The following is a 25,507-nucleotide window of genomic DNA, read 5'->3' on the forward strand; positions in this document are numbered from 1 at the left end:
AATAGATAAAATTAAAGACCAGCCTGCTGACGAACCTGATTTAGCAGGGCGCTCCAGTCCTGCCGCCCTTTACCGTCTTGACTTGCTGCGGCGTAATAACTTTCTGCTGCAATCCCCATATTGAGCGGCGCCCCCGTCTCCTGAGCGACATCAACAGCAATACGCAGATCTTTCAACGCCAGATCCACCATGAAGGCGGGAGAAAGATCGCCTTTCAGCACTTTGCCAGGCCAGGTGGTCGTAAAATGCCCTTTCCCTGCTGCCGTACCACTCATCACCTTAATTGCGATATCAAGATTTAATCCCAGTGACTCACATAACACAGCGGCTTCGGAGGACAGCGCATTAAGCGCAATGCTCATATAGTTGTTAATTAGCTTCACGCGGATCCCCATTCCCGGGCCGCCAGCTTCGACCAGCTCATTACCCATGCACATGAGAATCGGGTGTGCGCGCACAATCTGCTCATCAGTGCCACCCGCTAAAATCAGCAATGTGCCATCAATCGCATTCACAGACGTTCTGCCCACGGGGGCGTCCATCATACTGATGCCTTTTTCTTGTAATTCCCGTATTAATGCATCGGTCTGTAAGGGATGAATAGTCGACATATCAATCAATAACGCGTCAGATGAAACAGTTTCACAGACACCTTTTTCCCCCAACAACACCTGCCGAACAATGTCACCATTGGGAAGCATAGTGATGATAAATTCAGCGCCTACTGCCGCTTCCGCTGGGGTTTGTGCCGCAGTGGCCCCCTGCGTGACTAGCGCATCGACAGCCTGTGTATTGACATCAAATACCTGCAATAAATGCCCTTTTTGCAATAGATTGTTAGCCATTGGGCTACCCATCTGCCCCAGCCCGAGAAATGCAATGGTTGCCATGAACGCTCTCCTGTCTGACATTGACAAAATAATGACAATTGAAAATTCGTTTTCGTCTGTTTTTGAGCATATTTGTAATTTATGTTCAAAAACACGACACACATCACTAATTTGATCATTTGTGTCATTTAAATTGACCAAAGACGACAAAATTAAACAGGACAAGACAAATATGACCAGAATTGCATGTGTAGGTATCACTGTTCAGGACAGGATTTATTCTTTGCCCTGTCTGCCAGAGGGCGGCGGGAAATATCAGGCAAATCATTATCTTGAGATTGGTGGTGGCCCGGCGGCAACAGCCGCTGTTGCAATAGCAAAACTCGGCGTGGAGGTTGATTTCATCGGTCGCGTCGGCGATGACAGTTGTGGAAATACCTTACTTGCAGAACTTGAGAGTTGGGGCGTCAATACGGCATTTTGCCGCCGATATCTTAATGCCCGTTCGTCGCAATCAGCGATCCTCGTTGATCAGCATGGCGAACGGATTATCGTTAATTATCCAAGCCCCGATCTCGATACTGATGCCGAATGGTTAGAAGCGATCGATTTCTCTCGTTATGATCTGGTTCTGGCCGATGTTCGCTGGCATAGCGGCACTGAAAAAGCATTCTCGCAAGCGCGCCTTGCGGGCGTGACAACGCTTTTAGACGCCGATATGACACCGCAGGATATTTCTCCACTTGTCGCGCTTGCCGACCATGCTATGTTCTCAACGCCAGGGCTGAAACGCATGACCGGCCTTCAGTCACCTGAAGAAGGCTTGTACCAGGCTGCCACACAAACAGCAGGTAAAGTGTATGTCACGCTGGGTTCTGAAGGTTCGTTGTGGATTGAAGATGATCATTTGTGTCAACAGGAGGCATTTTCTGTCAATGTGGTTGATACCACTGGAGCAGGCGATGTTTTTCACGGCGCACTCGCGGTAGCGTTAGCAGAAAAAATGCCCACAAAAGAGGCTATTCGTTTTGCCAGTGCGGTTGCCGCGATGAAATGTACCCAGGCTGGCGGTCGAGCTGGCATTCCTAATCGTGAGCAAACCGAATCATTTTTGTCACTTTATGCGTAAAATGGTAAACATCTACCGAGGAGGGGCAAGGGAGTATTCATGAGTATCATCGAAGTGACAGGTAATCCACGCCATGACCAACTCGTTCATCTAATCGCAGAACGCGGTTATATGAATATTGAAGAACTGGCACAACTGCTGGATGTTTCAACGCAAACCGTGCGCCGGGATATCCGAAAACTAAGCGAGCAGGGGTTGATCACCCGTCATCATGGAGGGGCTGGGCGCGTCTCCAGCGTCATGAATACCGCTTTTGAGCAACGGGAACTTTCGCTCACCGCCGAGAAACGGGCGATCGCTGAGGCGGTCGCTGATTACCTTCCCGAACGCTGTACCGTCTTTATCACCATCGGTACTACGGTCGAAGCCGTTGCCAGGGCATTACTCAACCGCCGTGATTTACGCATTATCACTAACAGCCTACGTGTGGCACAGATTCTTTATAAGAATCAGGATATTGAAGTGATGGTGCCAGGAGGCACTTTACGCGCCCATAACGGCGGGATCATCGGCCCCGGAGCTGTGGATTTTATTGAAGGTTTCCGCGCAGACTATTTAATCACCAGTATTGGTGCCATTGAGCATGATGGCACCCTGCTGGAATTTGATGTCAATGAAGCGTTAGTCGCGAGAACGATGATTAAACATGCGCGGAATACATTGCTAGTGGCAGATCATACTAAGTTTGCCGCGTCTGCTGCCGTTTCAATTGGCAATGCACGAAATGTCAGAGCATTTTTTACTGATGCTCCACCGCCCAATTCTTTCTGCCAGTTATTAAGCGAAGAGAATGTCGAACTGGTGGTTGCCGAGCAAGAAGTATTCTGAAATTGAAATTTCGAAAAATCCGCTGGAGATTTCAGCGGATTTTGTTTTGCCGGATGCGATGGTTGATACGGTTTTCATTGGCCGGATTAAACACATCCGGCCATTAATTAAGCTTCAGCCGCCAGCATCTCTTTCTTACATTGGCTAATACGCTTAACCAGCATTACGGAAACCACCGCACCACAGAATGCGAAGCAGGCCATAATGCCAAACACGATTTTGTAGCCAATAATCCCCGGATTTAAATCCAGAATGTAGCCATACAGACTGAAGCAGAACATCGCCGGGGCGTAACCAATAAAGCTACCCAACGCCATCGCCGCGCCTGTTTTATTTTCAGCAATTTTTGCTTCGCCGATAGGTGCAAAAAATACGGCTCGCTGTGTAAAGACTATCGCACCAAAGCCCAGCGTACATGCCATCCCTAAATATACCGGCATACTTTCGTGCGGCAGCATAATCAACATTATGAGTGCCGCGGTGCTGATGATAAAGGTGTAGCACAGATATTTACTCGGTGATTTCAGGATCTTATCTGAAATCATGCCGCCAATAGGCCCACCGATCATCTTCAGACAATATTGATTTATGATGCCGTAAGCCCCCACCAGCGCAACGGGCAGCAGATAGATGTTTTTCAGGAATGGGATGAAGAACGTCAGGCCACAGTAAACCGCGTAAACGAAGAAGACGTTGAAAGCGATAAGCCAGATTGTTTTGTCTTTCAGCACCGAGCTCATACTGGTATTTTGCGATGCTTCGTCTTCTTTTTTCACCTCAACGGAAGGTGCCTCTTCTTTGTCATTCAGTACAAAGAAAATGATAATGCCCACGGCAATCACAATAAGGGAATAAAACCAGATACCCGCTTTAAAGCCCAATAAGCCACTACCAAACCAGGTAAATACTGCCAGCGCAGAAAATGCCACCACGGTATCGACAATGCCACGTCCTGTTTCGAAGAAACCAAACAACCGGCCTTGTTGTTCGCTATTGCCCAGCCGACTTACCGACTTGAGCAAAACAGGCCAGTTCATCATGTCGCAAGTAACGCCAAATAGCGCCCAGACAAAGAGGATGCCCCAATACCCCGGCATTGTCGTCAAATAAACTCCCAGTAATCCCGTAGCAATGAGTGAGAATGACATGGTGTATCTGCGCGGTAGTTTATCGGCAAAATAAATAGACAGAAAAAAACCCACTGTCGTGACAAATGAGTTTACTGACATGGCATTACCAATTTGGCCATTGGTCAAATTGAAATACTCCTGCATCGGGATATAAAACGCATCTTTTAACGACGGTAATTTATAAATTGTACCGCCACACAGTGTTAATAGACTAAATAACGCCCATTTCTTTTTTGTGAGCATAACATCCCCTAAGCGATTTTTAAAATCACTGTTTTAAAGGCAATAAGATACCGACCATTCTTATAGAATGGTTTTTATTAACTGCGGATGAGTTAAAACTTATTAGTGGTTCAGAAGATGGCTTGCCTCTTGCTTGATTTGTTGTAGTACGTTACGCACATGATATATCTGATTAATTGCGTCTTCTTTTTCTTTACGTAACCGCGCATCCAGCAAATGCTTTTCTGGCAATGGTGTTTCACTCATCTGGCGATATGGGATCCACGGATTATCATCTTCGTCTTCAAAGCGGAACGCCGGAGCATAATAATCAACCTCTTCTTCCAGGCCATATGCCGTCACCTGCGGTTCATCATCACCCAGGCAGATAAGGTGCGTTAATAACTCTTTGAACGGCATATCTCCCTGACCTGAAATACAGGCTTTATGCCCCAGACCACTCTGTTCTTTAACGATCAATGCATCTTTGATATGCACCTGAGTAATATGCGGTGCCATCGTTTTTAAGGCGTCCATGGGATGCTCATTTGCATTGATCATGTTCGCAAAATCAAACAGTAAGGAAAGAGACTCCATCTCACTTTCTTTGACCAACGATACCAGCTCATGGCTTTTCAAATCTTCATGCTGTTCGATCGTAAAGGTCAGGCCGCTGTCCTGATACGCTTCCCGCACATAAGCAATATCGTTAGCGATGATCGATAATACATCGCGCAAATTACCTTCATAACGCGGATAAAAACGCACGGACGATGCCCCGGTTTTCAGTGCGATGGCGACGGCTTCGTCAATAGATGCTTTATCTGAGGCACTGGTTTCAATATGAATATCAAGGTTCAGACGGCGAGCTTTATCGCCAAAGGCAGAGAGTTCTTTATCTGCCATATTACCCAGAGAAAAACGTTCTCCATCCAGAACATGAATTTTGACGCCTCGCAGATTATTTTCACTCGCTATATCAAGTAAATCAGTCGGCAATACTCTTTCCAGCCGCATATTTAAATGAAAAGCATAGGCATGTAAATAAAGAGGAAGAGTATCGACACGTTGTAGAATCTTTCTTGCGTTATTTATTGTCACCATAAAACACCTACAGATTAATGATGAGGTCTACAGCCTCAAATCGCCAATATTCAATATCTATCTGGACAATATTCCCTTGCTGGTCGGCACGATGTTTTTCAATTAAGATCGCTGGCATACCCGCAGAACCGCCAAGATATTTGCTGATATCGCCAGGCATTCTGACGGGTTTGAAAATCAATTTTTTTACTACCGTCTCTTTTTGGTAGCATTTTTCCCAGACTGAAGAAAATGAATGGTTTTCAAGTTGCTCAATAAAACCAGGGGCAACTTCAGGATTAATATACGTCTCGTGATAGAAAACTTTATGCCCTTCCAGCGCCCCCCAACCGGTAATGCGATAGAGTTCGGTTGACGGCGTTACTGTAATCAGTGGCATGAGCGTCTCGGGAATATCGCTGATACGACTTTTCTCGGTAAATCCCCAGGAAGGTTCCCGCCCTTGTTCAATTGCAGCCCGTTGAAAGCTAGCCGACAGTTCCGGGCTGTAATTAAAACGCGGCTGAGTAACGAACCAACCTTTACGATCCTTACGGAAGATTTTGGATTCTGCCTCGAGGTTCAGCAACGCCTGGCGCAGCGTCATACGTTTAATACCCAGCAACTCTCCCAACTCTCTTTCTGAAGGGAGTTTTCCACCCGGCGTGGTGATGCCATCTTTTAACCACCGATCCAGTTTCTCTTTTGCATTTTCTACGGTGGATTGGTTTCCGGCCATTGTTTAATCCTTTTGGTTTAAACCAGATGAAGCATCTTACGCTTACGCCAAAAAAGAAAGCAATTAACGGCGTGTGACTTTGCAGATAATTGTGACAAAGCTCTCTATTGCTGTAGTCACAGACTTACAAGGGAGATACTCGTACTGGTGAGAACTTACAACAGGCAAAAAAAAACCTGCCATCGCTGGCAGGTTTTTCACGACTAAAAAGAGAAATTAATCTTCTTTCGGACCACGGTTAGCGCGGCGACGATCGTTTTCCGTCAGGTGACGTTTACGAATACGGATAGAGGTCGGAGTGACTTCTACCAGTTCGTCATCATCGATGAACTCCAGTGCTTGTTCCAGAGTCATGCGGATAGGCGGAACCAGAACAACGGCTTCATCAGTACCGGAAGCACGCATGTTGGTCAGTTTCTTACCGGTCAGGCAGTTTACAGTCAGGTCGTTAGAGCGGCTGTGAATACCGATAATCTGACCTTCATAAACTTCTGCACCGTGACCGAGGAACAGCTTACCGCGATCCTGCAGACCGAACAGCGCGAACGCTACCGCTTTACCCTGACCGTTAGAGATCAGTACGCCGTTCTGACGCTGACCCACTTCACCCGGACGCACATCGTCGTAGTGGCTGAAGGTGGAGTACAGCAGACCAGTACCGGAAGTCATGGTCATGAACTCTGAACGGAAGCCAATCAGACCACGGCTTGGGATCACGTAGTCGAGACGTACGCGGCCTTTACCGTCTGGATTCATGTTTTTCAGCTCGCCTTTACGTTCGCCCAGCGCCTGCATTACAGAACCCTGATGCTGTTCTTCAACGTCCAGAGTCACGTTTTCGAACGGCTCTTGTTTACGACCGTCGATTTCACGGAAGATGACTTTCGGACGGGATACCGCCAGTTCGAAACCTTCACGACGCATGTTTTCGATAAGAACAGACAGGTGCAGTTCGCCACGACCAGAAACGCGGAACGCATCGGCGTCTTCGGTTTCTTCTACGCGCAGCGCAACGTTGTGTACCAGTTCTTTGTTCAGACGATCCAGAATCTGACGAGACGTTACGAACTTACCTTCTTTACCGCAGAACGGAGAGGTGTTAACGCAGAAGAACATAGAAACGGTCGGCTCATCAACGGAGAGTGCCGGCAGCGCTTCAACGTTTTGCGTGTCGCAAACGGTGTCAGAAATGTTCAGTTCACCAAGGCCAGTGATTGCCACGATATCGCCAGCTTCCGCCAGATCGGTTTCGATACGTTCCAGACCAAGGTGGCCCAGCACTTTACCGACTTTCGCGTTACGGGTTTTGCCTTCACTATCGATGATAGTAACCTGCTGGTTCGGCTTCACTTTACCGCGCTTGATGCGACCAATGCCGATAACACCAACATAGCTGTTGTAATCGAGCTGAGAAATCTGCATCTGGAACGGACCGTCAAGGTCTACGTCCGGTGCAGGAACGTGGTCGATAATCGCCTGATACAGCGGGGTCATGTCTTCCGCCATATTTTCGTGGTCCAGACCCGCGATACCGTTCAGCGCAGAAGCATAAACGATCGGGAAGTCCAGTTGCTCGTCGGTCGCATCGAGGTTAACGAACAGGTCGAATACCTGATCAACAACCCAGTCAGGACGCGCGCCAGGGCGGTCAACTTTGTTGATTACCACAATCGGCTTCAGGCCGTAAGCAAACGCTTTTTTGGTTACGAAGCGCGTTTGCGGCATCGGGCCGTCAAATGCGTCAACCACCAGCAGCACTGAATCTACCATGGACATTACACGTTCAACTTCACCACCGAAGTCGGCGTGCCCCGGGGTATCAACGATGTTGATACGGTAATCATTCCATTTGATAGCGGTGTTTTTCGCGAGGATGGTAATCCCACGCTCTTTCTCCAAATCGTTGGAGTCCATCACGCGCTCTTGGGTTTCGGCACGAGAGTCGAACGTACCGGATTGTTGGAGCAGCTTATCTACCAGGGTGGTTTTACCATGGTCGACGTGCGCGATGATGGCGATGTTACGCAATTTTTCGATCACAACTTTGCCTCAGGCATTAGAAATAGCGCGTTATTGTACACGGATTAATCGCACTACAAAACAGGATCACAAACATCCTCCGCAAACAAGTATTGCAGAGTCCCTTTGTGATCGCTTTCACGGAGCATAAAAAGGGTTATCCAAAGGTCATTGCACCAACATGGTGCTTAATGTTTCCATTGAAGCACTATATTGGTGCAACATTCGCATCATGGTGCAGCCCTTTTGCACGATGGTAAGCATGATAACGCCTTTTAGGGGCAATTTAAAAGTTGGCACAGATTTCGCTTTATCTTTTTTACGGCGACACGGCCCAATTAATTGCAGATTTCGTTACCACGACGACAATGACCAATCCAGGAGAGTTAAAGTATGTCCGCTGAACACGTACTGACGATGCTGAACGAGCACGAAGTGAAGTTTGTTGATTTGCGCTTCACCGACACCAAAGGTAAAGAACAGCACGTCACTATCCCTGCTCATCAGGTGAATGCTGAATTCTTCGAAGAAGGCAAAATGTTTGACGGCTCCTCGATTGGCGGCTGGAAAGGCATTAACGAATCCGACATGGTGCTGATGCCAGACGCATCCACCGCAGTGATTGACCCGTTCTTCGCGGACTCTACCCTGATTATCCGTTGCGATATCCTCGAACCAGGCACTCTGCAAGGCTATGACCGTGACCCACGCTCTATTGCTAAGCGCGCTGAAGATTACCTGCGTTCCACTGGCATTGCCGACACTGTACTGTTCGGGCCAGAGCCAGAATTCTTCCTGTTCGATGATATTCGTTTCGGCTCTTCTATCTCCGGTTCTCACGTCGCTATCGACGATATCGAAGGCGCATGGAACTCTTCCACCCAATATGAAGGTGGTAACAAAGGTCACCGTCCTGCAGTGAAAGGCGGTTACTTCCCGGTTCCGCCGGTAGACTCTGCTCAGGACATCCGTTCTGAAATGTGTCTGGTAATGGAACAGATGGGCCTGGTGGTTGAAGCACATCACCACGAAGTGGCAACCGCAGGTCAGAACGAAGTGGCAACCCGCTTCAATACCATGACCAAAAAAGCCGACGAAATTCAGATCTACAAATATGTCGTCCACAACGTGGCGCATCGTTTCGGTAAAACGGCGACCTTTATGCCGAAACCGATGTTCGGTGATAACGGCTCCGGTATGCACTGCCACATGTCACTGTCTAAAAACGGCGTCAACCTGTTCGCAGGCGACAAATACGCTGGTCTGTCTGAGCAGGCGTTGTACTACATTGGCGGTGTAATCAAACACGCGAAAGCGATTAACGCGCTGGCAAACCCGACCACCAACTCTTACAAGCGACTGGTTCCGGGCTACGAAGCACCGGTAATGCTGGCTTACTCTGCGCGTAACCGGTCTGCATCTATCCGTATTCCGGTGGTATCTTCTCCGAAAGCGCGTCGTATCGAAGTGCGTTTCCCGGACCCGGCAGCTAACCCGTACCTGTGCTTTGCTGCCCTGCTGATGGCGGGTCTGGATGGCATCAAGAACAAGATCCACCCGGGCGAAGCAATGGACAAAAACCTGTATGACCTGCCGCCAGAAGAAGCGAAAGAGATCCCGCAGGTTGCAGGCTCTCTGGAAGAAGCACTGAACGAGCTGGATCTGGACCGCGAATTCCTGAAAGCCGGTGGCGTGTTCACTGATGAAGCGATCGATGCGTACATCGCTCTGCGTCGCGAAGAAGATGACCGCGTACGTATGACTCCGCACCCGGTAGAGTTTGAGCTGTACTACAGCGTCTAATAGTTGAAGTAGTCATACCCGGCGCACAAACGCCGGGGTTTTAGTTGCCGTGGAAATTTCAGCCCATCTCTGCATGGGCTTTTTTCTCCGTAACTTCTCTGATGCTTCGCGCTTTTTATCCGTAAAAAGCTATAATGCACTAAAATGGTGCAACCTGTTCAGGAGACTGCTTTATGGCAACAGGCACGCAGCCCGATGCTGGGCAGATCCTCAACTCTCTGATTAACAGTATTTTGTTAATTGACGACAACCTGGCGATCCATTACGCCAACCCCGCCGCGCAACAACTGCTCGCCCAAAGTTCCCGTAAATTGTTTGGTACGCCGTTACCGGAACTGTTGAGCTACTTCTCGCTAAATATCGGTCTGATGCAAGAAAGTCTGGAGGCGGGGCAAGGTTTTACCGATAACGAAGTGACGCTGGTGATTGACGGGCGCTCGCATATTCTTTCTGTGACGGCCCAGCGTATGCCGGACGGCATGATCCTGCTGGAGATGACACCGATGGATAACCAGCGTCGCTTAAGCCAGGAGCAGCTACAGCACGCCCAGCAAGTTGCTGCCCGCGATTTGGTCCGCGGCCTGGCACATGAGATCAAAAATCCACTTGGCGGCTTACGAGGTGCGGCGCAGTTACTCAGCAAAGCGTTGCCCGATCCGTCTCTGCTGGAATATACCAAAGTGATTATCGAGCAGGCGGACAGACTGCGAAATCTGGTCGACCGTCTGTTGGGGCCGCAACTACCAGGCACACACGTCACCGAAAGCATTCACAAAGTGGCAGAGCGCGTGGTGACGCTGGTGTCGATGGAATTACCGAACAATGTACGGTTGATTCGTGATTACGACCCCAGCCTGCCAGAACTGGCGCACGATCCGGATCAGATTGAGCAAGTGCTGCTGAATATTGTGCGCAATGCGTTACAAGCGCTGGGGCCGGAGGGCGGTGAAATTATTCTGCGTACCCGCACCGCGTTTCAACTGACCTTGCATGGCGAACGCTATCGGCTGGCAGCACGAATTGATGTGGAAGATAACGGGCCTGGTATTCCGCCCCATTTGCAGGATACGCTGTTTTATCCGATGGTCAGCGGTCGCGAAGGCGGCACCGGGCTTGGTTTATCCATCGCCCGTAACTTGATTGATCAGCATTCAGGCAAAATTGAATTTACCAGTTGGCCGGGTCATACCGAGTTCTCGGTTTACCTGCCTATCAGGAAATAAAGGTGACGTTTATGCAACGAGGGATAGTCTGGGTAGTCGATGACGATAGTTCCATCCGTTGGGTGCTTGAACGTGCGCTCGCTGGAGCGGGTTTAACCTGCACGGCATTTGAGAACGGTGCCGAAGTGCTGGAGGCGCTGGCAAGCAAAACGCCGGATGTACTGCTTTCAGATATCCGTATGCCCGGAATGGACGGGCTGGCGTTGCTCAAGCAAATTAAACAGCGTCATCCGATGCTTCCGGTCATCATTATGACCGCACATTCCGATCTGGATGCCGCCGTTAGCGCCTATCAACAAGGGGCGTTTGATTATCTGCCCAAACCGTTTGATATCGACGAAGCCGTGGCGCTGGTTGAGCGAGCCATCAGCCATTACCAGGAACAGCAGCAACCGCGCAATATTCAGCTTAACGGACCAACAACCGATATTATTGGCGAAGCGCCTGCCATGCAGGATGTGTTCCGTATTATTGGCCGTCTCTCACGTTCTTCTATTAGCGTGTTGATCAATGGCGAATCCGGCACAGGTAAAGAGCTGGTCGCTCATGCCCTGCATCGCCATAGCCCGCGCGCCAAAGCGCCGTTTATCGCGCTGAATATGGCGGCTATCCCGAAAGATTTGATCGAATCAGAACTGTTTGGTCACGAGAAAGGCGCGTTTACCGGTGCCAATACCGTTCGTCAGGGCCGTTTTGAACAGGCCGATGGGGGCACGTTATTCCTTGATGAAATTGGCGATATGCCGCTGGATGTGCAGACACGGTTACTGCGCGTGCTGGCAGACGGTCAGTTTTACCGCGTTGGCGGCTATGCACCGGTGAAAGTGGATGTGCGTATTATCGCTGCGACTCACCAGAACCTGGAACTGCGTGTGCAGGAAGGCAAGTTCCGTGAGGATCTGTTCCACCGCCTGAACGTTATCCGTGTTCATCTGCCGCCACTGCGCGAGCGTCGGGAGGATATTCCCCGTCTGGCACGTCATTTTCTGCAAGTTGCCGCGCGTGAGCTGGGTGTAGAAGCGAAGTTACTGCACCCGGAGACAGAAGCCGCCCTGACGCGTCTTGCATGGCCGGGGAACGTGCGTCAGCTAGAAAATACCTGCCGCTGGCTAACGGTGATGGCCGCCGGACAGGAAGTGTTGATTCAGGATTTGCCTGGCGAACTGTTTGAATCAACCGTAGCGGAAAGCCCTTCCACAATGCAGCCGGACAGTTGGGCAACGTTGTTAGCGCAATGGGCCGATCGGGCGCTGCGTTCCGGTCATCAAAACTTACTTTCTGAAGCGCAACCTGAGCTGGAGCGGACATTGCTGACCACCGCGTTGCGACATACGCAGGGGCATAAACAAGAAGCGGCGAGACTGCTTGGTTGGGGACGTAACACACTGACACGTAAGTTAAAAGAGTTGGGAATGGAGTGACTCAGGCTTGCTGTGTAAAGATTGATTATTGAGCGCAAATTGCTGTTATTTTGCGCTTTACTGTTCCGATAAGTTCAGTATGATCTTGCCCGGAAAACGGGGAGAGTCATTATGTTAGAATCAATAATTAATCTGCTATCGAGTGGCGCAGTTAGCAGCCACGCGCCGCAAACTGCCGTTGCTGCCGTGCTGTGTGCCGCGATGATTGGGCTGTTTAGCTGAAACTCGTTGTTCATGCCGGATGCGGCGTGAACGCTTTATCCGGCATACAAAAACAGGTTTTGTTGGCCTGATAAGCGTAGCGCATCAGGCAGTTTTGTTCTCAGTCAATTGATGGCGCTTTCGTTTATCACCGTTGTAAACGAAGCGCCATTCAACTAAATCACCCGCGAGAACTGCTGCATTCGCGCTTTCTGGCGCAAATAAGTATCAAAGCACATGCAAATGTTGCGGATCAGCAAACGACCTTTCGCTGTCACCTGAATTCCCTTCTCATCGACATCCACCAGCCCGTCTTTTGCTAATGGGGCGAGCAGCTTGAGGTCTTCCGCAAAATAATCAGCGAAGTTTAAATCCCACTGCTGTTCAACGGGGGCGTAATCCAGACGGAAGTTGCAGATCAGCGACTTAATTACATCACGGCGAATACAGTCATCGCGCGTTAACGCAATACCGCGCCACAGCGCATTGCCTTGCTCATCTACCTGCTGATAGTAACGCTTCAGCTCTTTCTGGTTCTGCGCATAGCAATCGCCAATCATACTGATGGCAGAGACGCCCATTCCCAGCAGATCGGTATCGCCCTGGGTGGTGTAACCCTGGAAGTTGCGATGCAGCACGCCTTCACGCTGGGCCTCCGCCAGCTCATCATCCGGGCGGGCAAAGTGATCCATACCAATGAACTGATAGCCCGATTGCGTCAGGAAGGCGATGGTTTCCTGCAGGATATCCAGTTTTTGTTGCGGACTCGGCAGGTCAGCATCTTTGATTTTACGTTGAGCAGCAAAAATGGTCGGCAGATGCGCGTAGTTAAAGACGCTCAGACGATCAGGGTTCAGTTCCGCCACGCGTTTCAGGGTAAAAGCGAAACTCTCCGGCGTCTGTTTCGGCAGGCCGTAAATGAGGTCAATGTTGGTGGAGGTAAAGCCGATCTCACGCGCATGGTTAAGCAGAGCAAAGATGAACTCTTCATCCTGCTCACGGTTGACCAGACGTTGCACTTCTTTGTTGAAGTCCTGCACACCCATGCTCAGGCGGTTAAAGCCTTCGGCACGTAAATGATCGAGGACATCCAGTTCAATTTCACGCGGATCAACTTCGATCGAGATTTCCGCATCAGTATTAAACTGGAAGTTTTCCCGCAACAGATTCATCAGACGGCTAATTTGCGCTTTGTTCAGGTACGTCGGCGTACCGCCACCCCAGTGCAACTGGCTGACTTTACGTCCGGCAAACAGTGGCGCACGATGAACGATTTCTTGCTCCAGCGCGTCCAGGTATTGGTCGGCTTTATGCTGCTGGCGAGTCACAATTTTATTGCAGCCACAGAAATAGCAAAGCTTGTGGCAGAACGGGATATGCACGTAGAGAGATAAGGGACGCTCAGGGTAGCGCGCCACGGCTTGTAAAAACGCCTGTTCACCGAAGTCTTCTGAAAACTCCAGCGCGGTCGGGTACGAGGTGTATCGTGGCCCGGAATAGTTATATTTCTGGATCAGGGCCAGGTCCCAGTCGATTTGCTGTACAGACATGCTCACTCCTTCCGATGGCGTCTCTGGCGGCTACGGCGTACCGGCTGATGTCCGTTTCGGGTCATCAACCGGTTGCGCAGCCACTTTTGTCGCCGCGACAACCGCTGTAGTTTAACGAATAACCACACCAGATAACATATAACCGGAAGGGTTATCAGCAGAACGGGAAGGCCCACAGTGGCAAACCCGTTAGTTGCCTCGCAACAGACGCATCATGTCTTCTTGCTTCTCGTCTTCTTCCTCTTCTTCATCGTCGTCATAAGAGAGGCCGAGTTTCTGCATCAGCTCATCAATTCGATCCAGTTTAGCATCAACCCAGGATTGCTCTTCGGCACTCAGGGTTTCGCCCGCTTCCAGACGTTCCAGCAGCGCATCCAGACGCTCATCCGTTTCCAGTAACTCCAACTCCGCCTGCGGTGAAAGCATAGGTTTCTCACTCTTCGGTTTGTGCTGTTTGGTGACTTTTTCAGTCACACCCAATGGAATAGGGGTTTTACTGCCAATGCGTGGATCTTTCGGTGCGTTCTGGCCTTTACTGCCCGATGTAGCGCTACCGCCCGCTGCACGACTGCCTGGCGCATGACCACGACGTTTTTTCTGACGCTTGCGGTCACGAGCTTCCTGATCCAGCTCTTCGCGTGTTTTTCGACGCGCTTTTGCGTGACCTTTGCTGCGTGAGTTTGAAGATGATGGTTTCATAATAGTTCGTCTTTTAGCCGTTTTATTCAGTATAGATTTGCGGCGGAATCTAACAGAAAGCAAGCAAAGAAAAAAGGCGACAGATTACTCTGTCGCCTTTTTTCCTGACTCATAACCCTTAACGGGTCTTACAATCCTTGCAGGCCGCCAACACACCCTGTTTTTCCATTAGCCAGAACATTCCGTGTTGATTCCATTTCCGTTTAATTACGTCTCCGGACGTTTGTCTTCCTGACAATCCTCTGTCTTCGCCTCCTGGCGCTCCTGACCCTCATCCTGAGTCATCTTCCTGTTAGCGTCCTCGCTCTATGGGTGCTACTTTACGCTTCTGCACCAAACAAACAATAAACTATCATCAGTATTTACTCATTTTCAGATTATTGTATAAAACTAATCACCTGATTTCTTTGACCTATTTGACATGCATCGCAGAATTTTCTCTACGATTTCGCATAAAAATGATCGGCAATATCTCACAAAGCATATGGTTTTTACTTACACCACTCCCCCGAAAAATCCGTCTTTTATTGTGGTTCAGGTATAATCGCCGCAACGCTTTGACTGATGGAGACGACCGCTTTGACTAATTTGAATTACCAACAGACGCATTTTGTGATGAGTGCGCCTGATATTCGCCACTTACCTTCCGATACCGGAATCGAAGTGGCTTTTGCAGGCCGTTCCAACGCAGGGAAATCCAGCGCGCTGAACACGCTGACTAACCAGAAAAGCCTGGCGCGTACCTCGAAAACGCCAGGACGCACCCAGCTTATCAACCTGTTTGAAGTGGCTGACGGCAAACGTCTGGTCGATTTGCCGGGCTATGGCTACGCAGAAGTTCCGGAAGAGATGAAGCGTAAATGGCAGCGCGCATTAGGGGAATACCTGGAAAAACGTCAGAGCCTGCAAGGCCTGGTGGTACTGATGGATATTCGCCATCCGCTGAAAGATCTGGATCAGCAGATGATTGAGTGGGCGGTAGACAGCAATATCGCCGTGTTGGTGCTACTGACCAAAGCGGACAAACTGGCAAGCGGTGCACGTAAAGCGCAATTGAATATGGTGCGTGAAGCGGTGCTGGCGTTTAACGGTGATGTGCAGGTAGAGACATTCTCTTCTCTGAAGAAGCAAGGTGTGGATAAGCTGCGTCAGAAGCTGGATACCTGGTTTAGCGAGATGCAGCCTGTCGAAGAGGCGCAGAGCGGCGAATAATTTTCTTGCCCTTGTGCTGGTGCCGGATGCGGTATAAACGCCTTATCCGGCCTTTAAAGTGAAGAAAATTCAATAAGTTGTTATTCACAATAAACCTGATACGCGTAGCGAATCAGACAATACAGATATTTTCTTTCGTGCAATAAAAAACGCCCCAGTCATTACTGACTGGGGCGGCTAAAAAATTCAGCCAAATCCGATTACGTGAAGTAAAAGGTCTGAAAGATAGAACATCTTACCTCTGTACCCTACGCGAGTAACTTTACTCTTTTTTGTTCAGTTCAGAAAGCACTTTTTGTAATTTTTTTTCAGTTGTTGCATAGGAATTTCTAATAGTCATCACAAAATGTGGCGAGTTATGTTGCTTACTTACGAAAAAAAGGCTTGCTCAGGCGAATCTTAGTGCGCCTGATCCCAGTTTTCGCCACTTCCCACTTCCACCAGCAACGGCACATCCAGACGGGTACAGTTTTCCATCAACTGATGTATTTTCTTCGCTACCACATCGAGATCATCTTTATGAACTTCAAACACCAGTTCATCGTGTACCTGCATAATCATACGCACACGCGGTTGCTCGGCCTGGAGCCACGCATCAACGGCAATCATCGCCCGCTTGATGATATCGGCCGCGGTGCCCTGCATTGGCGCGTTAATTGCTGCACGTTCTGCCGCGGCACGGCGCGCACCATTGCTGGACTTAATATCCGGCAAATAGAGGCGGCGTCCGTCCAGCGTTTCAACGTAACCCTGTTCTTTCGCCTGGGCGCGGGTGCGTTCCATATACTCCAACACGCCTGGATAGCGTTCAAAGTAGAGATCCATGTACTTCTGCGCTTCTTTACGCGGAATGTTCAACTGGCGCGCCAGACCGAAAGCACTCATGCCGTAAATCAGGCCAAAGTTGATCGCTTTCGCGCTACGACGTTGTTCGCTGGTGACGGTTTCCAGTGGCAAACCAAACACTTCTGCAGCCGTTGCCCGGTGGATATCTTTTCCTTCTGCGAAGGCGGTCAGCAAGCCTTTATCACGTGAGAGATGCGCCATAATGCGCAGTTCAATCTGCGAGTAGTCCGCAGAAACAATCACGTAATCCTCTGGCGCAATAAACGCCTGACGAATACGGCGACCTTCTTCGTTACGCACCGGAATGTTTTGCAAGTTAGGATCGGTTGACGACAAGCGCCCTGTCGCAGTCACCGCCTGGTGATAAGAAGTATGCACGCGCCCGGTTTTCGGGTTGATCATCAGCGGCAGCTTGTCGGTGTAAGTCGATTTCAACTTCGCCAGACCGCGGTACTCCAGAATCACTTTCGGCAATGGATAGTCCAGTGCCAGCTCTTCCAGCACCTCTTCCGACGTTGACGGCGCACCACCCGGTGTTTTCTTCAGCGGTTTAATCCCCTGTTTTTCAAACAGAATGGTTTGTAACTGCTTGGTGGAAGAAAGATTAAATTCTTCACCAGCAATTTCATGCGCTTTCTTTTCCAGCTCCGCGAGACGCAGAGTGAGTTCTTCTGAATGATTGTGCAGAACTTTCGGATCGATCTTCACACCGTTACGTTCAATGCGCGAAAGCACCGGCACCAGAGGCATTTCGATGTTTTCAAAGACGTTCAACGGTCCTTTTTGTTTTTGCAGATCCGGCCACATTTTCAGATGCAACTGCAAGGTGACATCCGCATCTTCGGCGGCATAGCGTCCGGCCTCTTCCAGGGCAATCTGGTTAAAAGTCAGTTGATTTTTACCTTTACCGGCAATCTCTTCAAAAGTAATGGTTTTGTGCTTCAGCCAACGGTCCGCAAGGCTGTCCATGTCGTGACGCCCGGCAACACTGTTGAGAATGTAGGACTCCAGCATGGTATCAAAGGCAATTCCACGCAGCTCAATACCGTAGTTCGCCAGAATGCCGCGATCGTATTTCAGATTTTGCCCAACCTTCAGCGCCTTCTCATCTTCCAGCAGTGGTTTCAGCAGTTCGAGGGCGCGCTCGCGAGAGATCTGGTCGGGAGCATCGAGATAATCATGAGCAACCGGTACATACGCCGCCACACCTGGCTCGATGGCGAAAGATAGCCCCACCAGGTTGGCAGAGACGTTATCGAGGCTGTCGGTTTCGGTGTCAAAAGCAAATACCGGCGCTTTTTCCAGCTTCGTAATCCATTCTTTCAGCGTATTTTCATCAAGGATGGTGACGTAATTGTCGTAAGAAATCACCGTCGCAGTCACTTCCGGCATTTCGTCGACAACAATGGTTTCCTGCGACTTTGTGGCCGGTTTCGCCCCTTTGGCCTGTAACCACTTGCCTGCTTCAACATCGGCAACCCAGCGTTTGAATTCATACTTTTTAAACAGCCCTAACAACTCTTCAGCCGCCGGTTGCTGCACTTCCAGTTGTTCACAGGTCAGCTCCAGCTCAACATCAGTTTTAATCGTCGCTAACTGGTAAGAAAGATATGCTACCTCTTTATTTTGCTCGAGCTTCGCCGCCATTGTTTTCGCACCGCGGAAGCTTAGGCCAGCAATTTTTTCCGGCTCAGCATACAGCGTATCCAGCCCACCAAGACCTTGCAGCAGTGCCTGCGCGGTTTTTTCACCCACGCCCGGTACGCCAGGGATGTTATCTGAAGAGTCGCCCATCAGCGCGAGGAAGTCGATAATCAGTTCCGGCGGTACACCGTACTTATTCACGACCTCTTCCGGGCCAAGGATCGTATTCGTCATGGTATTGATGAGTGTGATATTTGGCGTTACCAGTTGCGCCATATCTTTATCACCGGTGCTGATCAGTACCGGGCGACCGGCTTTTTCTGCTTCGCGTGCCAGAGTGCCGATAACATCGTCTGCTTCTACGCCAGAAACGGCCAGCAGCGGCAAGCCCATCGCTTTAACCATCGCATGCAGAGGCTCGATTTGCACTCGTAGATCATCCGGCATTGGCGGGCGATGTGATTTGTAATGTTCAAACAGTTCATCACGAAAGGTTTTTCCCTTGGCGTCAAAGACCACCGCTGCATGCGTCGGTTTATATTGCAAGATCAGACTGCGCAGCATGTTGAGGACACCATACATCGCACCAGTCGGCTCGCCTGCGCTGTTGGTCAGCGGCGGAAACGCGTGATATGCGCGATAAAGATAAGATGAACCATCTACAAGGATAAGTGGGTTTTGGGGGATCTGAACCATAATGTCCGTGCCTGTTTATCAGATTATGGGTAAAGGATGCCACAGACGGGATAAAAACATGAGTTTTTCACCGCTTTTCGTGAAAATCTTTTGTAGATCTTCTGGATCGCTCGCTAATCCCCATGTGGATAACTTTGTGCATAAATTATTTACATCGCTTTTAATTTATTCTCATGCTTTTTACAGCATAATATTTATCGTTTACTTTCATGAAGTTAAAAATATCCCCTCAACGAACAATTGAGAAAAAGGGATTTTTTATAATGTGGATAGATATGATTTATTTTTCTATTTAAGGATCATCCGTTATTTGGATCGTTTTCTGCTAAAATCTGCGCCTTGCGCTTCTTTCGCGCACTGTCTATGGCTAACTTTTTGAATAAATTAATTATGACGAGAATACTCGCTACGATAACCCTTTTGCTGAGTATCGTATTGACCATTTTGGTCACCATTTTTTGTTCTGTCCCGATCATCATTGCCGGGATCGTAAAACTGTTGTTACCTGTACCAGTAATTTGGCGAAAGGTTTCACGCTTTTGTGATTTTATGATGTATTGCTGGTGTGAAGGATTGGCGTGTTTGCTGCACCTTAACCCACACCTGCAATGGGAAGTTCACGGGTTGGAGGGGTTAAGTAAAAAGAACTGGTATCTACTTATTTGTAATCATCGTAGCTGGGCAGATATTGTCGTACTGTGCGTGCTGTTTCGTAAGCACATTCCGATGAATAAATATTTCCTCAAACAGCAACTTGCCTGGGTGCCTTTTCTTGGCCTGGCGTGTTGGGCACTGGATATGCCGTTTATGAAGCGTTATTCCCGCGCTTATTTATTACGTCATCCGGAGCGGCGTGGTAAAGATGTTGAAACCACTCGGCGCTCATGCGAGAAGTTTCGTCGGCATCCCACCACTATTGTGAATTTTGTTGAAGGCTCCCGTTTCACGCAAGAGAAACATCAAAAAACCCATTCGGCATTTCAAAATCTTCTGCCGCCAAAAGCTGCCGGTATTGCGATGGCACTGAATGTGCTGGGTAAACAATTCGATAAATTACTCAACGTTACGCTGTGTTATCCGGACAATAATCGCCAACCATTCTTCGATATGTTAAGTGGCAAACTGACACGAATTGTCGTGCATGTGGATTTACAGCCCATTGCTGAAGAGTTGCATGGCGACTATATCAATGACAAAGGTTTTAAACGCCATTTTCAGCAGTGGCTGAACTCACTGTGGCAGGAAAAAGACCGGCTTCTGACATCTCTGATGTCATCACAGCATCAGAATAAGTAAGTTTTACTCGCCTCTGAATTAGCAGAGGCGAGGCATCATTTTAATGAATAAAACGCCCTGCACGAGACATAAATTCTTCTTCACTCATCTCCTGCCCATTGAAAACAACTTTACCTGGCATATAACGCAGTTGCAGTGAGGCGATATTGTTATCAATGGTGATTAACTGAAACATCTTACCTAACGCCATCATTCCGCTAATTTGTTTATCAGCCCGCCTCTGGGCTTTTTCAGCATCCATTCCTTCAGATAAATTAATTTGCTTTGATATTTCAGTGACGACATTAAGCGGTAAAGTCACGTCAAAATTGAGTGATTTAATATCTTTATTTGTGGCCGATGATGATTTAGCAGGATCAGCAATACTGATATCCAGATTAGCGTTAAGTTCTCCGACTGTATTTTTCCAACTAATCGGTAATTTAATAACCGGTTCACTTTTTTGTAATAGCGGTAAAGACTCTTTGAACAACGCAGCATTCACTTCTTCTTGCGCATTTTGATCGTTAGCTAACTCAGGGTGTGCTGCATACTGCTTCTTCATCGCAATATTGTACTGAATGATAAATTGACGAACTGCCGTTGGGTCGATAGATTCAGCAATCAGCGACCATTGACCACTACCTAGCGCCTGATTTCCTTTGGTTAATTTCTCAATACCATAAGTCAGATTAGCATTGATAAAGTCTTTATCTTTAACACGCTCAAGCGTTGTCCTGGCTATGAATGCATCAATTTTGGCAACCTCTTCACCACGATTGATAATGCTGACCTGATTAAATTTTGACTCATTTTCACCAATCGGAAATTTATTTCCTTCCAGTCTTGTCAGGGAGTTCACAGTAAAGGTTTTTGCTATTACTTTATTCATCGGCGATAAGTTCAGAGTGATATCTTCGACTTTTCCTTCAATATTCAGGTTAGACAATGAACTATTATCGCCGCTAAAAGTAAACTGGCCCTCACCAAAGGATACCTGACCATACTCTGCAGGAGCAACATCTAATATCGTAGAGAATGAGCCACCAAATGCGAATCGCAATGATGCTTCGACGGGCGATTTATCTTTCGCAGCGATAAATAGCGACTGTGTCAGTTCATTATTCACTAATTTCACTTTTGCAGCCGCCAGAGCAGGGATGACATTACCATGCATTAACATCGTGATGGGAAACGGGCCGTGCTCAACATCCACATCAAATGCAACTTTCTGGCCTGGTTTGATATTGAGATCTGGAGCTCCGTTATCAAATGTAATTAGCATTTGAAAATGGGAATTAAAAAAACCTTTTCCAAAGTTTTCATAGCTTGCCGTCATCTCGTAGGCATGTTCACCTTTCTTTTTCCCATCGTTAAAATCTTTAATAAATTTTTCGACACCCGGCTGAATTTGCGTGCCAGTGTACCATGTACCACCACTCCAGATAACGGCTAACGCAATAATTACACCCGTAGCTGACTTACGTATCATATAGATATTCCCTGATAAAACAGCAAAAGTTTGAATATCCACTTATGATGAAATAATGTCCAGCAACTGGACGCATTATCAGAAAGTATTTATATTTATTTAAAAATAAAAAAGCCCGCGAGTATTCACGGGCCTTATGTAATTCACAATGAATTATTTTTTCTCAGACAGATATTTCACTGTGTCAGCATATTGCTGAACGAAAACATCCATATTGCTGGTATCCATACCCTGCGGGTTCAACTGATATTTACCGTTAACAAACATCGCCGGAACGCCACGCAATTGCACATCTGCGGCCGCTTTTTCTTGCTGTGCGACCAGAGATTTAACGACAAAACTGTTCCACGCCGCGTCGTACTCTTCACCTTTAATACCTGCGTTGATAAATACATCGCGGATATCAGATGCAGAGCGAATGGTCTGAGTTTTCTGTACGCCTTCAAACAGCGGAACAGTAACTTTGTCTTCTACACCCAGCGCCATCGCCACTGCCCAGGCCTGAGTCAGATCTTTGCCCAGGTCTCCACCCATGAAGTTGACGTGGTATTTGGTCATCTTCACGCCTTCCGGCAGTTTTTTCTTCACGTTATCAGAAATATGCAGAACTTCTTCAAACTGATAGCAGTGCGGGCAGAAGAAAGAGAAAAACTCCAGCACTTGCGGCGCGCCAGCAACCGGTTTTTCCAGGGTGGTGTACTGTTTACCATCTTCATACTGCGCCGCCGATGCGCTAAACGCTAAAACCAAACCAGCCAGCGCCAGCCAAATCTTTTTCATTGTCTACTCTCTCCGATTAATACATAGGTGTTAATTGTAAAGGGGGTTCTTGTAGAACTTTTACCTGTTCTATAAAAGTCGCCGTCTGTCGCAGCCAGTAATCTTCCCCGGTTAACCACGGGAAATTTTTCGGGAACGCGGGATCAGCCCAACGCCGCATCAGCCAGGCAAGATAATAAACCAAACGCATGGCGCGTAAAGGTTCAATCAGTCCGATTTCAGCGGTGTCGAACTCGCTAAATTCTTCATAAGCTTCAATAATAGTTTCCAATTGCATCCGCTGCTCGGCTTTATCGCCATTGAGTAACATCCACAGATCCTGTACCGCTGGGCCATTGCGCGCATCATCCAGATCGACAAACATCGGACCATCGCGCCAAAGAATATTTCCAGCGTGGCAGTCTCCATGTAGCCGCAGAACGGTGAAATCTTCCCGCCAATGCGCTGTAACAGCGGCAATCAGTTGATCTGTCGCTTCCAGGAATGCGGTCTTCAACCCGGAAGGTATTAGTGTGGCGTCCTCAAACAGCTTACGTGGCTCAGTAAGATATTCATTCCGGCCAATAGTCGGACGATGGATAAAAAGCTGTTTATGCCCCGTCTGGTGCATCCGCCCCAAATAGCGCCCCACCGCTTCCATCTGATCAATATTGTCGGCTTCGAATTGACGACCACCGACGCTTGGAAAAACAGCGTAATAAAATCCCTGATGATTCAATAAAGTTTGACCGTTATAGGCTAACGGCGCGGCGACTGGAACTTCGTCGTTTACCAGTTGTAACGCAAATTGATGTTCTTCGAGGATTTGGTCGGCTGTCCAACGTTCAGGACGATAAAATTTAACGACGAAGCGTCGACGCTCTTCGTCCTGAAATTGATAGACTCGGTTTTCATAGCTGTTAAGTGGGGTAAGACCGGAATCCACCCGGATCCCTTGCTCAAACAGAGCGTCCATGATGGTGTCCGGGTGTAGTGTCTGGAAAGTAAAAGCGCTGTTGTTCATCCCATCATCCGGAAAACATTACGAATGATGAAGGATATCATTTCACGATGATTTTGTTGGTGCCGCTTACAAGCTTTTACTCTTTAATTACGCCACGTGCGCGTAACAGCGCCGTTTTGAAATCTTCTTCATAATCTTTCTGCAAACCCGGGATCACCGCATCTTTTGCGGAATCGCGCATTTTCAGGTGGTAGATTAGAATGTCATCCGTCAAATCCGCCAGTTCGCCGTCAAAACCTGACTCTTTCGCCAATTTCTGCAAAAATTGCAGCAGGTTAAGGTCTGGCTCTTTTTGCCAGGCTGGCTGGAGGAGTTCAATAACTTCATTCAGACGTTTACATTTCATAGTGATGCTCCTTACTCTTGAGACAGACACGTTAGCAGGGTCAATCCCACAATAAAAGAGGCGATATCGGTGAATCTGATGACGACGATAACAGGCGTGGTGCTGGCAGGCGGTAAAGCCCGACGCATGGGCGGCGTAGATAAAGGATTACTTGAATTAAACGGCAAACCGCTGTGGAGGCATGTCGCTGACGCGCTAATGACGCAGTTATCTCACGTTGTGGTTAATGCCAATCGCCATCAGGAAATCTACCAATTAAGCGGTCTGAAAGTAATTGAGGATTCACTGGCAGATTACCCAGGCCCTCTGGCGGGAATGCTTTCAGTAATGCAGCAAGAAGCTGATGAGTGGTTTCTATTTTGTCCGTGTGATACGCCTTATATCCCCCAGGATTTAGCCTCCCGACTTTATCATCAGCGAAAAGATGCATCTGTAGTGTGGGTCCATGACGGCGAGCGGGATCATCCAACTATTGCCCTGGTAAATCGCACTATTGAGCCATTATTGCAGGAATATCTGCATTCCGGAGAGCGCCGGGTGATGGCCTTTATGAATCTTGCTGGCGGTCATGCTGTTGATTTCAGCGATCGTAAAGAGGCATTTGTTAACGTGAATACGCCAGAGGAGCTTGCCCGATGGCAGGAAAGACAATAATCCCTTTACTCGCCTTTGCCGCATGGAGTGGCACCGGCAAAACCACACTGTTAAAAAAACTTATTCCGGTATTGTGCGCACGAGGGATCCGTCCGGGTCTTATTAAGCATACGCATCATGATATGGATGTTGATAAGCCGGGCAAAGATAGCTATGAGCTACGCAAGGCCGGAGCGGCACAAACCATCGTTGCCAGCCAGCAGCGTTGGGCTTTGATGACAGAAACCCCAAACGCAGAAGAACTGGATTTGCATTTTCTCGCAAGCCGGATGGATGACTCAAAGCTGGATTTGATTCTGGTTGAAGGGTTCAAACATGAAGAGATCGCGAAGATTGTGCTGTTTCGCGATGGGGCCGGACATCGACCGGAAGAGTTGGTGATAGACAGGCATGTCATTGCTGTGGCCAGCGATATACCGCTTAATATTGATGTCGCGTTACTGGACATTAATGATATTGAGGGGCTGGCTGATTTTGTTGTTGGGTGGATGAGTCAGCAGGCTGAATAAGCAGGAGTAGGTCGGATAAGACGTGGCAAACGTTGCATCCGGCATTTTTTCCGCACCAGCGCAAAAAGGCCATCCTTACGGATGGCCTTTCGCTTTATTTGATGCCTGGCAGTTCCCTACTCTCGCATGGGGAGACCCCACACTACCATCGGCGCTACGGCGTTTCACTTCTG

The 25,507-nt window shown here is 48.5% G+C and carries 23 protein-coding genes and 1 pseudogene; 10 read left to right on the top strand and 14 right to left on the bottom strand.

Annotated elements, in window-relative coordinates; genetic code table 11:
* Window positions 1-11: 11 nt before the first annotated feature.
* Window positions 12-890, bottom strand: coding sequence for a sulfolactaldehyde 3-reductase (gene yihU, locus BEA93_RS14820; protein ID WP_105224731.1), 879 nt, complete (start codon window positions 888-890; stop codon window positions 12-14).
* Window positions 891-1,062: 172 nt separating this feature from the next.
* Between yihU and BEA93_RS14825 the strand changes: the two genes are divergently transcribed.
* Together BEA93_RS14825 and BEA93_RS14830 are read left to right on the top strand one after the other, a co-directional pair.
* A complete protein-coding gene (locus BEA93_RS14825) occupies window positions 1,063-1,959 on the top strand; it encodes a sugar kinase (protein ID WP_105224732.1) in 897 nt (298 codons plus the stop codon).
* A 39-nt stretch (window positions 1,960-1,998) separates the two neighbouring features.
* Window positions 1,999-2,787, top strand: coding sequence for a DeoR/GlpR family DNA-binding transcription regulator (locus BEA93_RS14830; protein ID WP_016249352.1), 789 nt, complete (start codon window positions 1,999-2,001; stop codon window positions 2,785-2,787).
* A 107-nt stretch (window positions 2,788-2,894) separates the two neighbouring features.
* Here BEA93_RS14830 and BEA93_RS14840 read toward each other — a convergent pair whose 3' ends face one another.
* The 4 genes from BEA93_RS14840 to typA form a co-directional block, all read right to left on the bottom strand.
* Window positions 2,895-4,160 (bottom strand): MFS transporter, encoded by a 1,266-nt coding sequence (locus BEA93_RS14840; RefSeq protein ID WP_000956339.1) that lies wholly within the window; start codon window positions 4,158-4,160, stop codon window positions 2,895-2,897.
* Between the two features lie 102 nt (window positions 4,161-4,262).
* Window positions 4,263-5,243 (bottom strand): sugar phosphate isomerase/epimerase family protein, encoded by a 981-nt coding sequence (locus tag BEA93_RS14845; RefSeq protein ID WP_000256415.1) that lies wholly within the window; start codon window positions 5,241-5,243, stop codon window positions 4,263-4,265.
* Window positions 5,244-5,250: 7 nt separating this feature from the next.
* Window positions 5,251-5,961, bottom strand: a complete 711-nt coding sequence (locus BEA93_RS14850) for a GntR family transcriptional regulator (RefSeq protein ID WP_000918406.1) — start codon at window positions 5,959-5,961, stop codon at window positions 5,251-5,253.
* 216 nt (window positions 5,962-6,177) lie between these two features.
* Window positions 6,178-8,001, bottom strand: coding sequence for a ribosome-dependent GTPase TypA (gene typA / locus BEA93_RS14855; protein ID WP_000570678.1), 1,824 nt, complete (start codon window positions 7,999-8,001; stop codon window positions 6,178-6,180).
* Between the two features lie 372 nt (window positions 8,002-8,373).
* Here typA and glnA point away from each other — a divergent pair, with 372 nt between their 5' ends.
* The 4 genes from glnA (at window position 8,374) to BEA93_RS14880 (ending at window position 12,649) form a co-directional block, all read left to right on the top strand.
* Window positions 8,374-9,783 (top strand): glutamate--ammonia ligase, encoded by a 1,410-nt coding sequence (gene glnA, locus BEA93_RS14865; RefSeq protein WP_001271717.1) that lies wholly within the window; start codon window positions 8,374-8,376, stop codon window positions 9,781-9,783.
* Window positions 9,784-9,956: 173 nt separating this feature from the next.
* A complete protein-coding gene (gene glnL, locus BEA93_RS14870) occupies window positions 9,957-11,006 on the top strand; it encodes a nitrogen regulation protein NR(II) (protein ID WP_001517349.1) in 1,050 nt (349 codons plus the stop codon).
* An 11-nt stretch (window positions 11,007-11,017) separates the two neighbouring features.
* Window positions 11,018-12,427 carry a nitrogen regulation protein NR(I) gene (glnG, locus tag BEA93_RS14875; RefSeq protein WP_001517350.1) on the top strand — a complete coding sequence of 470 codons (1,410 nt, stop codon included), beginning with the start codon at window positions 11,018-11,020 and terminating at the stop codon, window positions 12,425-12,427.
* A gap of 111 nt (window positions 12,428-12,538) precedes the next feature.
* On the top strand, window positions 12,539-12,649 hold the full coding sequence (locus tag BEA93_RS14880; RefSeq protein WP_001517351.1) for a YshB family small membrane protein: 111 nt from the start codon (window positions 12,539-12,541) through the stop codon (window positions 12,647-12,649).
* 155 nt (window positions 12,650-12,804) lie between these two features.
* Here BEA93_RS14880 and hemN read toward each other — a convergent pair whose 3' ends face one another.
* The 3 genes and pseudogenes from hemN to BEA93_RS14895 all read right to left on the bottom strand — a co-directional run bounded on the left by hemN (window position 12,805) and on the right by BEA93_RS14895 (window position 15,223).
* A complete protein-coding gene (hemN, locus tag BEA93_RS14885) occupies window positions 12,805-14,178 on the bottom strand; it encodes an oxygen-independent coproporphyrinogen III oxidase (RefSeq protein WP_001517352.1) in 1,374 nt (457 codons plus the stop codon).
* 189 nt (window positions 14,179-14,367) lie between these two features.
* Complete coding sequence (gene yihI, locus BEA93_RS14890; RefSeq protein ID WP_001517353.1) at window positions 14,368-14,877, bottom strand: Der GTPase-activating protein YihI; 510 nt, start codon at window positions 14,875-14,877, stop codon at window positions 14,368-14,370.
* Between the two features lie 118 nt (window positions 14,878-14,995).
* Window positions 14,996-15,223 (bottom strand): annotated as a pseudogene (locus BEA93_RS14895) (hypothetical protein).
* A 233-nt stretch (window positions 15,224-15,456) separates the two neighbouring features.
* On the opposite strand from BEA93_RS14895, the gene yihA reads away from it, so the two are divergent.
* The gene (gene yihA / locus BEA93_RS14905) at window positions 15,457-16,089 is read left to right on the top strand and encodes a ribosome biogenesis GTP-binding protein YihA/YsxC (RefSeq protein WP_001517354.1); all 633 of its coding nucleotides are present in this window, start codon (window positions 15,457-15,459) and stop codon (window positions 16,087-16,089) included.
* A gap of 186 nt (window positions 16,090-16,275) precedes the next feature.
* On the opposite strand, the gene BEA93_RS26360 is transcribed toward yihA, so the two are convergent.
* Together BEA93_RS26360 and polA are read right to left on the bottom strand one after the other, a co-directional pair.
* Window positions 16,276-16,323 carry a spot 42 RNA, inhibition of DNA synthesis gene (locus tag BEA93_RS26360; protein ID WP_071892919.1) on the bottom strand — a complete coding sequence of 16 codons (48 nt, stop codon included), beginning with the start codon at window positions 16,321-16,323 and terminating at the stop codon, window positions 16,276-16,278.
* A 165-nt stretch (window positions 16,324-16,488) separates the two neighbouring features.
* Entirely contained in the window at window positions 16,489-19,275 is a 2,787-nt protein-coding gene (gene polA, locus BEA93_RS14910) for a DNA polymerase I (RefSeq protein ID WP_016249355.1), read from the bottom strand.
* Between the two features lie 363 nt (window positions 19,276-19,638).
* Between polA and BEA93_RS14920 the strand changes: the two genes are divergently transcribed.
* Window positions 19,639-20,571, top strand: a complete 933-nt coding sequence (locus BEA93_RS14920) for an acyltransferase (protein ID WP_016249356.1) — start codon at window positions 19,639-19,641, stop codon at window positions 20,569-20,571.
* A gap of 40 nt (window positions 20,572-20,611) precedes the next feature.
* On the opposite strand, the gene BEA93_RS14925 is transcribed toward BEA93_RS14920, so the two are convergent.
* The 4 genes from BEA93_RS14925 to BEA93_RS14940 form a co-directional block, all read right to left on the bottom strand.
* On the bottom strand, window positions 20,612-22,042 hold the full coding sequence (locus BEA93_RS14925) for a DUF945 family protein (protein ID WP_105224733.1): 1,431 nt from the start codon (window positions 22,040-22,042) through the stop codon (window positions 20,612-20,614).
* Between the two features lie 153 nt (window positions 22,043-22,195).
* Entirely contained in the window at window positions 22,196-22,822 is a 627-nt protein-coding gene (gene dsbA / locus BEA93_RS14930; protein ID WP_000725337.1) for a thiol:disulfide interchange protein DsbA, read from the bottom strand.
* 16 nt (window positions 22,823-22,838) lie between these two features.
* Window positions 22,839-23,825, bottom strand: coding sequence for a stress response kinase SrkA (gene srkA / locus BEA93_RS14935; protein ID WP_105224734.1), 987 nt, complete (start codon window positions 23,823-23,825; stop codon window positions 22,839-22,841).
* Between the two features lie 76 nt (window positions 23,826-23,901).
* Window positions 23,902-24,171, bottom strand: coding sequence for a YihD family protein (locus tag BEA93_RS14940; RefSeq protein ID WP_001295263.1), 270 nt, complete (start codon window positions 24,169-24,171; stop codon window positions 23,902-23,904).
* Window positions 24,172-24,240: 69 nt separating this feature from the next.
* On the opposite strand from BEA93_RS14940, the gene mobA reads away from it, so the two are divergent.
* Window positions 24,241-24,825 carry a molybdenum cofactor guanylyltransferase MobA gene (mobA, locus tag BEA93_RS14945; RefSeq protein ID WP_001517359.1) on the top strand — a complete coding sequence of 195 codons (585 nt, stop codon included), beginning with the start codon at window positions 24,241-24,243 and terminating at the stop codon, window positions 24,823-24,825.
* Window positions 24,807-25,334 (top strand): molybdopterin-guanine dinucleotide biosynthesis protein MobB, encoded by a 528-nt coding sequence (gene mobB / locus BEA93_RS14950; protein WP_105224735.1) that lies wholly within the window; start codon window positions 24,807-24,809, stop codon window positions 25,332-25,334. The genes mobA and mobB overlap by 19 nt, the downstream gene beginning before the upstream one ends.
* The last annotated feature ends 173 nt before the right edge of the window (window positions 25,335-25,507 follow it).

Origin of the sequence: Escherichia sp. MOD1-EC5950 (assembly GCF_002965345.1) — a bacterium.
GTDB classification, from domain to species: domain Bacteria; phylum Pseudomonadota; class Gammaproteobacteria; order Enterobacterales; family Enterobacteriaceae; genus Escherichia; species Escherichia marmotae.

Bases quoted from the DNA above. Each gene is read 5' to 3' on its own strand.
- BEA93_RS14920 (WP_016249356.1), top strand. From the start codon at position 19,639: ATGGCTAACTTTTTGAATAAATTAATTATGACGAGAATACTCGCTACG.
- hemN (WP_001517352.1), bottom strand. From the start codon at position 14,178: ATGTCTGTACAGCAAATCGACTGGGACCTGGCCCTGATCCAGAAATAT.
- glnL (WP_001517349.1), top strand. From the start codon at position 9,957: ATGGCAACAGGCACGCAGCCCGATGCTGGGCAGATCCTCAACTCTCTG.
- BEA93_RS14845 (WP_000256415.1), bottom strand. From the start codon at position 5,243: ATGGTGACAATAAATAACGCAAGAAAGATTCTACAACGTGTCGATACT.
- BEA93_RS14830 (WP_016249352.1), top strand. From the start codon at position 1,999: ATGAGTATCATCGAAGTGACAGGTAATCCACGCCATGACCAACTCGTT.
- BEA93_RS14825 (WP_105224732.1), top strand. From the start codon at position 1,063: ATGACCAGAATTGCATGTGTAGGTATCACTGTTCAGGACAGGATTTAT.
- srkA (WP_105224734.1), bottom strand. From the start codon at position 23,825: ATGAACAACAGCGCTTTTACTTTCCAGACACTACACCCGGACACCATC.
- yihU (WP_105224731.1), bottom strand. From the start codon at position 890: ATGGCAACCATTGCATTTCTCGGGCTGGGGCAGATGGGTAGCCCAATG.
- BEA93_RS14850 (WP_000918406.1), bottom strand. From the start codon at position 5,961: ATGGCCGGAAACCAATCCACCGTAGAAAATGCAAAAGAGAAACTGGAT.
- BEA93_RS14880 (WP_001517351.1), top strand. From the start codon at position 12,539: ATGTTAGAATCAATAATTAATCTGCTATCGAGTGGCGCAGTTAGCAGC.
- glnG (WP_001517350.1), top strand. From the start codon at position 11,018: ATGCAACGAGGGATAGTCTGGGTAGTCGATGACGATAGTTCCATCCGT.
- BEA93_RS14940 (WP_001295263.1), bottom strand. From the start codon at position 24,171: ATGAAATGTAAACGTCTGAATGAAGTTATTGAACTCCTCCAGCCAGCC.
- polA (WP_016249355.1), bottom strand. From the start codon at position 19,275: ATGGTTCAGATCCCCCAAAACCCACTTATCCTTGTAGATGGTTCATCT.
- glnA (WP_001271717.1), top strand. From the start codon at position 8,374: ATGTCCGCTGAACACGTACTGACGATGCTGAACGAGCACGAAGTGAAG.
- BEA93_RS14840 (WP_000956339.1), bottom strand. From the start codon at position 4,160: ATGCTCACAAAAAAGAAATGGGCGTTATTTAGTCTATTAACACTGTGT.
- dsbA (WP_000725337.1), bottom strand. From the start codon at position 22,822: ATGAAAAAGATTTGGCTGGCGCTGGCTGGTTTGGTTTTAGCGTTTAGC.
- mobB (WP_105224735.1), top strand. From the start codon at position 24,807: ATGGCAGGAAAGACAATAATCCCTTTACTCGCCTTTGCCGCATGGAGT.
- BEA93_RS14925 (WP_105224733.1), bottom strand. From the start codon at position 22,042: ATGATACGTAAGTCAGCTACGGGTGTAATTATTGCGTTAGCCGTTATC.
- yihI (WP_001517353.1), bottom strand. From the start codon at position 14,877: ATGAAACCATCATCTTCAAACTCACGCAGCAAAGGTCACGCAAAAGCG.